Source organism: Streptomyces silvae (assembly GCF_016745505.1).
In the GTDB taxonomy this organism is placed as follows: domain Bacteria; phylum Actinomycetota; class Actinomycetes; order Streptomycetales; family Streptomycetaceae; genus Streptomyces; species Streptomyces silvae.
Map to the genome: position 1 here is coordinate 1 of NZ_JAERUC010000046.1, position 8,703 is coordinate 8,703.

Sequence of the window (8,703 nt, forward strand, 5' to 3'; positions counted from 1 at the left end):
TGCCGGTCACGGCCTTGCGGCGCTCGGGACGAGCGGTGTGCGCGATGGCCAGCGCGGCGGCCGGCAGACCGAACATCATGATCGGGAAGAAGCCCGACATGAACTGACCCGCACCCGGGTCGCCCGCGAAGAACCGGGTCAGGTCACCGTGGACGATCGATCCGTCCGGCTTGGTGAAGTCACCGATCTGGAACCAGGACACCGTGTTGACGAACTGGTGCATGCCGATCGGCAGCAGACCACGGTTGATCAGGCCGAAGAGGCCGGCACCGGCCGCGCCGAGACCCGTGATCCACTCACCGAAGCTGGTGATGACGTTCCCGATGGGCTCCCATCCCAGCACGACCAGCACGCCCATCGCCGTACCGACGAACGCCATGATGATCGGCACGAGACGGCGGCCGTTGAAGAAGCCCAGCCAGTCGACCAGCCGTGTGCGGTGGAACTTCTGCCACAGCACCGCGGTCAGGAGGCCCAGGATGATGCCGCCCAGGACGCCCGGGTTCTGGAACCCGGCGGCCGTGATCTCCTCACCCTTCTGGTACGCGCCGCCGAAGAGGCCCGTCGATATGTAGGTGCCGCCCTCGACCTCGATCGGGAACTGGTGGATCACCGCGTAGTAGGTGAGGAAGCCGACCACGGCGGCGAGCGCCGTGGAACCGTCGGCCTTCTTCGCGAAGCCGATGGCCACGCCGATGCAGAACAGCAGGGGCAGACCGAACGACGCGTCGAGCAGCGCGCCGCCCGCACCCGCGAAGACCTTGGCGACCTGGTCCCAGCCGAGCCCGTCCGGACCGAAGACGTCCGGCTGGCCGAGGCGCAGCAGGATGCCCGCCGCAGGCAGGACGGCGATCGGCAGCTGGAGGCTGCGCCCGACCTTCTGCAGGCCCTGGAACACGCCGGAGCCCCGCTTCTTCGCGGGAGCCGCCGCCGCAGCGGTGTCCGTACTCATGAACTTCCTCCGGTAGGCAAGGCGCCGCCGAGTGAAGGGTTCGGGGGGCGGCGACTCGAGGAACGCGGCGGCGAAAGAACGGCCGCGTGGTCTGTACCACTCAGTGGTGTAGACCAGTTTTAGCACGGTGAGGGTGAGATAAGGAACCTGCGATTCCCTCCCATTTGCCGCGTAGTTCCGCCGCCACCCTGGGTGACACGGCGAAGCCCCCGGACCACCAGGTCCGAGGGCCGCGCGGAAGTGCGGAGGAGGCCTCTACTTCGTGAGGTCCTCCCCGATCTTCTCCTCTTCCTCCACAGGCTCACGCCCCGGGGTCTGGAGGTTGAACTTGGTGATCGCGAACCGGAAGATCACGTAATAGACGACCGCGAAGCACAGCCCGATCGGGATGATCAGCCAGGGTTTCGTGTCCAGGTGCCAGTTGACGACGTAGTCGATCAGACCGGCCGAGAAGCTGAAGCCCGCGTGCACGCCCAGCGCCCAGGTGACCCCCATCGACACCCCGGTCAGGATCGCGTGCACCCCGTACAGCAGCGGGGCGACGAAGAGGAACGAGAACTCCAGCGGCTCCGTCACCCCGGTCACGAACGACGTCAGCGCCACCGACAGCATCAGCCCGGACACTTCCTTGCGCCGCTCCGGGCGGGCGCAGTGGGCGATGGCCAGCGCCGCCGCCGGCAGCCCGAACATCATGATCGGGAAGAACCCCGAGGTGAACTGGCCCGCCGACGGGTCCTCCGCGAAGAAGCGCGAGATGTCGCCCTGTACGGTGCTGCCGTCCGCGCCGGTGAACTCGCCCGCCTGGAACCAGAAGAACGTGTTGAGGAACTGGTGCATGCCGATCGGGATCAGCAGCCGGTTCGCGAAACCGAAGATCGCCGCGCCCCAGGCGCCCAGGTCGATCAGCTGCTTGGCGAACCACGTCAGCGCGTCACCCACCGGCTGCCACAGCAGGCCGAAGAGCACGCCCAGGATCACGCAGAGGAACGCCATCAGGATCGGGACCAGCCGGCGCCCGTTGAAGAAGCCGAGCCAGTCGACCAGCTTGGTGCGGTGGTAGCGCTGCCAGACCACGGCGGTCAGCAGCCCGATGATGATGCCGCCCAGGACGCCCGGGTTCTGCGGGATCCCGTCGGGGGTCGCCTCCGTCACCGAGTCGTCCACCGGGAAGGCCGTCAGCACGCCCCGGTAGACGAGGAAGCCGACGACGGCGGCCAGCGCCGTGGAGCCGTCCGCCTTCTTCGCGAAGCCGATCGCGACACCGATGCAGAAGAGGAGCGGCAGCCCCACCTCGCCGTCGAGGATCGCCGTACCGCCGTTGAGGAGGACCTTCGCGAACTTGTCCCAGAAGGCGCCGTGCAGCGAGGAGTCGAAGAGGTTGCCGAGGCTGACGAGGAGGCCCGCCGCGGGAAGCACGGCCACCGGCAGCTGGAGACTGCGGCCCACCTTCTGCAAGCCCTGGACCGGCCCGTTCCACCACTTCCGCTGCGGTTGCGCGGCCGCGTTCGAACTCATCGGCATCCTCCCGGAACACGCCAGGTTTGGCGGGTGCGGCAAACTGGTGTAGACCAGTCGCGATACGGTGCGGAACCCTGCTGGAGGGCAGGGCGCCGGTGATCGTCATCATTGGGGACCGTGCGGTTACCCGCCCGTGAAGTTGGGCCAACCGTGCGTTACCGTGACGAAACGGACCCACGGTGGGCCGCCCCGCGCACGCACAGACCAGGGAGAAGGACATGGCCAGCAAGGCTGAGAAGATCGTCGCCGGCCTCGGCGGTATCGAGAACATCGACGAGATCGAAGGCTGCATCACCCGCCTCCGCACCGAGGTCCACGACCCGAGCAAGGTCGACGAAGCCGCGCTGAAGGCCGCCGGGGCCCACGGCGTCGTCAAGATGGGCACCGCGATCCAGGTCGTCATCGGCACCGACGCCGACCCCATCGCCGCCGACATCGAAGACATGATGTGACCGGCTGACGCACCAGCCGGCCCACCCAGTCCCACACAGGCCCCGCTCCGCCCCCGACCGGCTCGGAGCGGGGCCTGTTGTGCACCCGGGGCCCACGCCGGGTGCACCCAGGGCCCACGCCGGGTGCACCCGAACGGACCCCACCGCCCCAGCCGATAGGCTCGACGGCATGTCTCGTATCGACGGCCGCACCCCCGAACAGCTCCGCCCCGTCACCATCGAACGCGGATGGAGCAAGCACGCCGAAGGCTCCGTACTCATCTCCTTCGGTGACACCAAGGTCTTCTGCACCGCCTCCGTCACCGAAGGCGTCCCGCGCTGGCGCAAGGGCAGCGGCGAGGGCTGGGTCACCGCCGAGTACTCGATGCTGCCCCGCTCCACCAACACCCGCGGCGACCGCGAATCCGTACGCGGCAAGATCGGCGGCCGCACCCACGAGATCAGCCGGCTCATCGGCCGCTCCCTGCGCGCCGTGATCGACTACAAGGCCCTCGGCGAGAACACCATCGTCCTGGACTGCGACGTCCTCCAGGCCGACGGCGGCACCCGCACCGCAGCCATCACCGGCGCCTACGTCGCCCTCGCCGACGCCATCGCCTGGGCCCAGGGCAAGAAGATCATCAAGCACGGCCGCAAGCCGCTCACCGGCACCGTCGCCGCGATCAGCGTCGGCATCGTCGACGGCGTCCCCCTCCTCGACCTCTGCTACGAGGAGGACGTCCGCGCCGACACCGACATGAACGTCGTCTGCACCGGCGACGGCCGCTTCGTCGAGGTCCAGGGCACCGCCGAGGCCGAGCCCTTCGACCGCGCCGAGCTCAACGCCCTCCTCGACCTCGCCACCGCCGGCTGCACCGACCTGGCCAAGCTCCAGGAAGAGGCGCTCGCCCGCACGCTCGGCGAGTAAAGAAGCAACCAAATACGCAGCGCACGGCGTCGTGACGGGTACGGGCGCACGGGTCGAACCGTGCGTCCGTCCATGTATCCGCCCCGGGGAGGGACCGCACCATGGCCTCGCGCCGCCGTCACCACCGCACCGCACTCGCCGTCACCGCCACCCTGCTGACCCTCACGGCCGCCGCCGGCTGCGGGGCCGTCGACAAGGCCCTGGACTGCGTCCGCACCGCCGACGCCATAGCCACCAGCGTCGACAGCCTCCAGCAGGCGATATCCAGCGCCTCCGACGACCCGACACAGGCATCGGAAGCCCTCGACCAGATCGACAAGGACCTCAAGGACCTCGGCGACACCACCGACAACGCCGATCTCAGCAAGGCCGTCGACGACCTCCAGGCGGGCGTCACCAACGTCCGCGCATCCCTCGACAAGGGCGACGCCACCCCCGACATCAGCCCGGTCACGGACGCCGCCACCGAGATAGGCAAGGTCTGCACCCCCTGACCCGGCGGCGATAATCGACGCATGACGCGCCTGATCCTCGCCACCCGCAACGCCGGGAAAATCACCGAACTCCACGCGATCCTCGCCGACGCGGGTCTCTCCCACGACCTCGTCGGCGCGGACGCGTACCCCGACATCCCCGACGTCAAGGAAACCGGCGTCACCTTCGCCGAGAACGCCCTCCTCAAGGCCCACGCCCTGGCCCAGGCCACCGGTCACCCGGCCGTCGCCGACGACAGCGGCCTCTGCGTCGACGTACTCGGCGGAGCGCCCGGCATCTTCTCGGCCCGCTGGGCCGGAGCCCACGGCAACGACAAGGCCAATCTGGACCTGCTCCTCGCCCAGCTCGGCGACATCTCCGACCCGCACCGCGGCGCCTACTTCGCCTGCGCCGCGGCCCTGGCCCTCCCCGACGGCACGGAACGCGTGGTCGAGGGCCGCCTGAACGGCACCCTGCGCCACACCCCGTCCGGCGCGTACGGCTTCGGCTACGACCCGATCCTCCAGCCCGACGGCGAGACCCGGACCTGCGCGGAGCTCACCCCCGCGGAGAAGAACGCGATCAGCCACCGCGGCAAGGCGTTCCGGGCGCTGGTGCCGGTGGTGCGGGAGCTGGTGGGCTGAGTCTCCAGATACAGAACGGCCTGCGCATCGATTTTTCGATTCGCAGGCCGTTCGTGGTGCGGCGGAAGGGATTCGAACCCTCAAGCCGTTTCACGGGCCACAGATCCTAAGTCTGCTGTGTCGCCATTGCACCACCGCCGCTAGCCGCCTGTCATGGTACCGGGCGGGCTGTAGGGCTGGTAAGCATGTCCCCTCCGCATCCGGCCGCGCGTTCGCAGCCTCGTACGACGGAAGGGCCCGTACCGCTCTGCTGCGGTACGGGCCCTTCCGTGGGGACGTGCGTGGGTCAGAACTTCGGGTCCGGGCTCTGTGCGTGGACCAGTTCCGCCGCTTCCTCCTCCGTCTCCACCGAGGGCGGGGAGCCGGCCAGGGGCTGGTTGGCGGTCTCCTTCATGCAGGCCACCGCGATCACGCCGATCAGGGCCGCCGCCATCGCGTAGTACGCCGGCATGAGGTTCGAGCCGCTCCAGCTGATCAGGGCGGTGATCACCAGTGGGGTCGTACCGCCGAAGATCGAGGCCGAGAGGTTGTAGCCGACCGACAGGGAGCCGTAGCGGACGTTGGTCGGGAACAGGGCCGGGAGCGCGGCGGACATCGTGCCCAGCATGCAGACCAGGGAGAGGCCCAGCATCAGCATGCCGATGATGATCGCCGGGATGCTGCCCTGGCGGATCAGGAGGAACGCCGGCAGGGACAGGAAGAGGAAGCCGAGCATCCCCGCCATCAGCAGCGGCTTGCGGCCGAAGCGGTCCGAGAGCTTGCCGAACTGGCTGATGATCAGCATCAGGAAGACCATGACGCCGAGCAGGATGAGCAGCCCGTGGGTCTCGCTGTAGCCGAGCTCGTCCGAGAGGTACGTCGGCATGTACGACAGCAGCATGTAGTCGGTGATGTTGTACGCGCCGACCAGGGCGATGCAGAGGATCAGCGTCGGCCAGTACTGGCGGAAGATCTTGGCGAGGTCGCCCTTGGCGGTGGACTCGACGTGGTCCGCGGCCTCCGTGGCGTGGGCGGTGCCGCCCTCCAGCTTCTGGAAGGCGGGGGTCTCGTCCAGGCGGAGTCGCAGGTAGAGGCCTACGAGGCCGAGGGGACCGGCGACGAGGAACGGGATGCGCCAGCCCCAGGACTCCATCTGGGCGGTGTCCAGGAGGGCGTACAGGAGGGTGACGAGACCGGCGGCGCCGACGTAGCCGGCGAGGGTGCCGAACTCCAGGAAGCTGCCGAAGAAGCCGCGGCGCTTGTCGGGGGCGTACTCGGCGATGAAGGTCGAGGCGCCGCCGTACTCGCCGCCGGTGGAGAAGCCCTGGAGCATCCGGAAGAAGATGAGCAGGACCGCGGCCCAGACGCCGATGGTGCCGTGGGAGGGGATGAGGCCGATCGCGAAGGTGCCGACCGCCATGAGGATCATGGTGAGGGCCAGGACCTTCTTGCGGCCGATCTTGTCACCCATCGGGCCGAAGAACATGCCGCCGAGGGGCCGGACGAGGAAGGCCACGGCGAAGGTCGCGAACGACGAGAGGAGCTGGGTGGTGTCGTTTCCCGAGGGGAAGAAGACATGCCCGATGGTGACGGCCAGGTAGGAGTAGATGCCGAAGTCGAACCACTCCATGGCGTTACCGAGGGACGCCGCTTTCACCGCACGCTTGACCGCCTGGTCGTCGGTGATGGTGATGTCGGTCCGACGGAGCCGCGGATTCTGGCGCTTCCGGATGACCCGGAAGAGCGCCGGGTGGCGTTTGACCGCATCAGGGTCGGCCGCCTGGTGGGGGTCGGAGGCCGCCATGGCCGGTTCCTTTCGTCGAACGGTGTTCCAGGAAAGGCTTCTGCGCAGTCATGGCGGTTGCAAACCGAATCAACGGATGATTGCGATCTCGCTCACACCCATTTGGTCCGATAGCCCCACGAACCGGGGTCAGATTCCGAGGTCCTTGATGATCTTGGCAACGTGTCCGGTCGCCTTGACGTTGTAGAGGGCCTTCTCCACCTTGCCCTCTTCGTCGACCACAATCGTGGAACGGATCACGCCCGTCACCACTTTGCCGTAGAGCTTCTTCTCGCCGAACGCGCCGTATGCCTCAAGGGTCTCCTTGGAGGGGTCGCCGACCAGGGTGACCTTGAGGTTCTCCTTCTCGCGGAACTTCGCGAGCTTCTCGGGCTTGTCCGGCGACACGCCGATGACGTCGTAGCCGGCCCCGGTGAGCAGGTCCAGGTTGTCCGTGAAGTCGCAGGCCTGCTTGGTGCAACCGGGGGTAAGCGCGGCGGGGTAGAAGTAGACGATGACCTTGCGGCCCTTGTGGTCCGCGAGCGAAACCTCGTTGCCGTCGGCGTCCGGAAGGGTGAAGGCGGGGGCGGTGTCGCCGGTCTGGAGTCGCTCGCTCATGTTTCTCCTCGAGTGGCACGCGGGCTGTGTGGCACCGAGCGTAATAGGGGGTGCCGCCGGGTGTGGGGGCGCCCGAGCTGACAGACTGTCGATGACGGTTTACCCGACGACGACCACGGAGGCGGCGCAGTGTCGGATACCAGGACCCCTGCGCAGATCGAGGCGGACATCATCAGCAGGCGCGAGCAGCTTGCCGTGGTGCTGGACGAGATCGGGGTGCGGGTGCACCCGAAGACGATGATCGGTGACGCGAAGGCCAAGGTCGCGTCGACGGTGGACCGGACGGCCGGGCGTGCGTTCGTCGCGGTGAACCGTTCGGTCTCGGACGTGAGGGCGCAGTTCGTGGCGGAGGACGGTTCGCCGCGGCTGGAGCGGGTGATTCCGGCCGCGCTGTTGCTGGCCGGTGCGGTGGCGTTGTTGACGGTGTCGTCGCGGTCCTCGCGGTCTTCCCGGTCCGTGCGGCGCAAGAGGCGCTGAGGCCCGGTTCCCGGCGGCCCTGGGGCGTGGGGAGCGGCTCGGGGCAGGTAGGTTTCTGCGCGTGAGCGACAACGGTATGAGCAACACCGACGACAAGCTGCCGATCCGGATGCTGCACGACCGTGTGCTGGTCCGGTCCGATTCGCCGGAGGGTGAGCGGCGGTCGGGCGGCGGCATCCTGATCCCGGCGACGGCGGCGGTCGGCCGGCGTCTGGCGTGGGCCGAGGTGGTCGCGGTCGGACAGAACGTGCGGACCGTGGAGCCGGGGGACCGGGTGCTGTACGACCCCGAGGACCGTGCCGAGGTCGAGGTGCGGGGTGTGGCGTACGTGCTGATGCGTGAGCGGGACCTGCACGCGGTGGCGGCGGACCGCTTCGAGGGGTCGGTGGACTCGACCGGTCTTTATCTGTAGGCAGGTGTGGGGTGAGTGGGCCTGGTGACCGTTGTCACCAGGCCTTTCTGCTGTTTTTTGCTACGGTGGTGGGACCCCGACGAGACGCGCCGTACCGGGTTTCCGCAAAGACGACGCACCCGTGTTGTTCGCGAGTTTCGTCGTGGAGGTGCCGTCGTGGCGTGGGTTCTGCTCATCGTGGCCGGTCTGCTGGAAGTGGGCTGGTCGATCGGGATGAAGTACACCGAGGGGTTCACCCGCCTGTGGCCGAGTGTGTTCACCGGTCTGGGCATCGTGGCCAGCATGATGCTGCTGTCGCAGGCGGCGAAGACCCTGCCGATCGGTACGGCGTACGGCGTGTGGGTGGGGATCGGCGCGGCCGGTGCGGCGGTGCTGGGCATGGTGGTGCTGCATGAGCCGGTGACCGCCGCCCGTATCTTCTTCGTCTGTCTGCTGCTGGTGGCCGTGGTGGGGCTGAAGGCGACGTCCGGGCATTGACGCGGTGGCG

11 protein-coding genes, 1 tRNA gene and 1 riboswitch are annotated in these 8,703 nt (G+C 68.3%); of the genes, 7 read left to right on the top strand and 5 right to left on the bottom strand.

Annotation, left to right across the window (positions count from 1 at the left end; all coding sequences use genetic code 11):
• Both JKV81_RS06765 and JKV81_RS06770 read right to left on the bottom strand, forming a co-directional pair.
• A partial coding sequence (locus tag JKV81_RS06765) for a PTS transporter subunit EIIC (protein ID WP_202075153.1) occupies positions 1-952 on the bottom strand: 952 nt, incomplete at its 3' end.
• 255 nt (positions 953-1,207) lie between these two features.
• Entirely contained in the window at positions 1,208-2,467 is a 1,260-nt protein-coding gene (locus tag JKV81_RS06770) for a PTS transporter subunit EIIC (RefSeq protein ID WP_202075154.1), read from the bottom strand.
• Between the two features lie 182 nt (positions 2,468-2,649).
• Here JKV81_RS06770 and JKV81_RS06775 point away from each other — a divergent pair, with 182 nt between their 5' ends.
• The 4 genes from JKV81_RS06775 (at position 2,650) to rdgB (ending at position 4,947) form a co-directional block, all read left to right on the top strand.
• A complete protein-coding gene (locus JKV81_RS06775; protein WP_275117140.1) occupies positions 2,650-2,922 on the top strand; it encodes a PTS sugar transporter subunit IIB in 273 nt (90 codons plus the stop codon).
• 169 nt (positions 2,923-3,091) lie between these two features.
• On the top strand, positions 3,092-3,829 hold the full coding sequence (gene rph / locus JKV81_RS06780; RefSeq protein WP_053929886.1) for a ribonuclease PH: 738 nt from the start codon (positions 3,092-3,094) through the stop codon (positions 3,827-3,829).
• Positions 3,830-3,930: 101 nt separating this feature from the next.
• A complete protein-coding gene (locus JKV81_RS06785) occupies positions 3,931-4,323 on the top strand; it encodes a hypothetical protein (RefSeq protein ID WP_129263516.1) in 393 nt (130 codons plus the stop codon).
• 21 nt (positions 4,324-4,344) lie between these two features.
• Positions 4,345-4,947, top strand: coding sequence for an RdgB/HAM1 family non-canonical purine NTP pyrophosphatase (rdgB, locus tag JKV81_RS06790; protein WP_129263513.1), 603 nt, complete (start codon positions 4,345-4,347; stop codon positions 4,945-4,947).
• 54 nt (positions 4,948-5,001) lie between these two features.
• On the opposite strand, the gene JKV81_RS06795 is transcribed toward rdgB, so the two are convergent.
• The 3 genes from JKV81_RS06795 to bcp form a co-directional block, all read right to left on the bottom strand.
• Positions 5,002-5,088, bottom strand: a tRNA-Leu gene (locus tag JKV81_RS06795).
• Positions 5,089-5,233: 145 nt separating this feature from the next.
• Positions 5,234-6,730 (bottom strand): glycine betaine/L-proline transporter ProP, encoded by a 1,497-nt coding sequence (gene proP, locus JKV81_RS06800; protein ID WP_099172863.1) that lies wholly within the window; start codon positions 6,728-6,730, stop codon positions 5,234-5,236.
• A 129-nt stretch (positions 6,731-6,859) separates the two neighbouring features.
• A complete protein-coding gene (bcp, locus tag JKV81_RS06805; protein ID WP_129263507.1) occupies positions 6,860-7,327 on the bottom strand; it encodes a thioredoxin-dependent thiol peroxidase in 468 nt (155 codons plus the stop codon).
• A 129-nt stretch (positions 7,328-7,456) separates the two neighbouring features.
• On the opposite strand from bcp, the gene JKV81_RS06810 reads away from it, so the two are divergent.
• From JKV81_RS06810 to JKV81_RS06820, 3 genes are all read left to right on the top strand, one after another.
• Complete coding sequence (locus JKV81_RS06810) at positions 7,457-7,804, top strand: DUF3618 domain-containing protein (RefSeq protein ID WP_202075155.1); 348 nt, start codon at positions 7,457-7,459, stop codon at positions 7,802-7,804.
• A 76-nt stretch (positions 7,805-7,880) separates the two neighbouring features.
• Complete coding sequence (locus tag JKV81_RS06815) at positions 7,881-8,216, top strand: GroES family chaperonin (protein ID WP_099173024.1); 336 nt, start codon at positions 7,881-7,883, stop codon at positions 8,214-8,216.
• 54 nt (positions 8,217-8,270) lie between these two features.
• Positions 8,271-8,336, top strand: a riboswitch (guanidine-III (ykkC-III) riboswitch).
• 36 nt (positions 8,337-8,372) lie between these two features.
• Positions 8,373-8,693, top strand: coding sequence for a DMT family transporter (locus JKV81_RS06820; protein WP_099172860.1), 321 nt, complete (start codon positions 8,373-8,375; stop codon positions 8,691-8,693).
• The last annotated feature ends 10 nt before the right edge of the window (positions 8,694-8,703 follow it).

Coding starts and splice junctions, on each gene's coding strand:
- JKV81_RS06770 (WP_202075154.1), bottom strand. CDS start 2,467: ATGAGTTCGAACGCGGCCGCGCAACCGCAGCGGAAGTGGTGGAACGGG.
- rph (WP_053929886.1), top strand. CDS start 3,092: ATGTCTCGTATCGACGGCCGCACCCCCGAACAGCTCCGCCCCGTCACC.
- JKV81_RS06785 (WP_129263516.1), top strand. CDS start 3,931: ATGGCCTCGCGCCGCCGTCACCACCGCACCGCACTCGCCGTCACCGCC.
- rdgB (WP_129263513.1), top strand. CDS start 4,345: ATGACGCGCCTGATCCTCGCCACCCGCAACGCCGGGAAAATCACCGAA.
- proP (WP_099172863.1), bottom strand. CDS start 6,730: ATGGCGGCCTCCGACCCCCACCAGGCGGCCGACCCTGATGCGGTCAAA.
- bcp (WP_129263507.1), bottom strand. CDS start 7,327: ATGAGCGAGCGACTCCAGACCGGCGACACCGCCCCCGCCTTCACCCTT.
- JKV81_RS06815 (WP_099173024.1), top strand. CDS start 7,881: ATGAGCAACACCGACGACAAGCTGCCGATCCGGATGCTGCACGACCGT.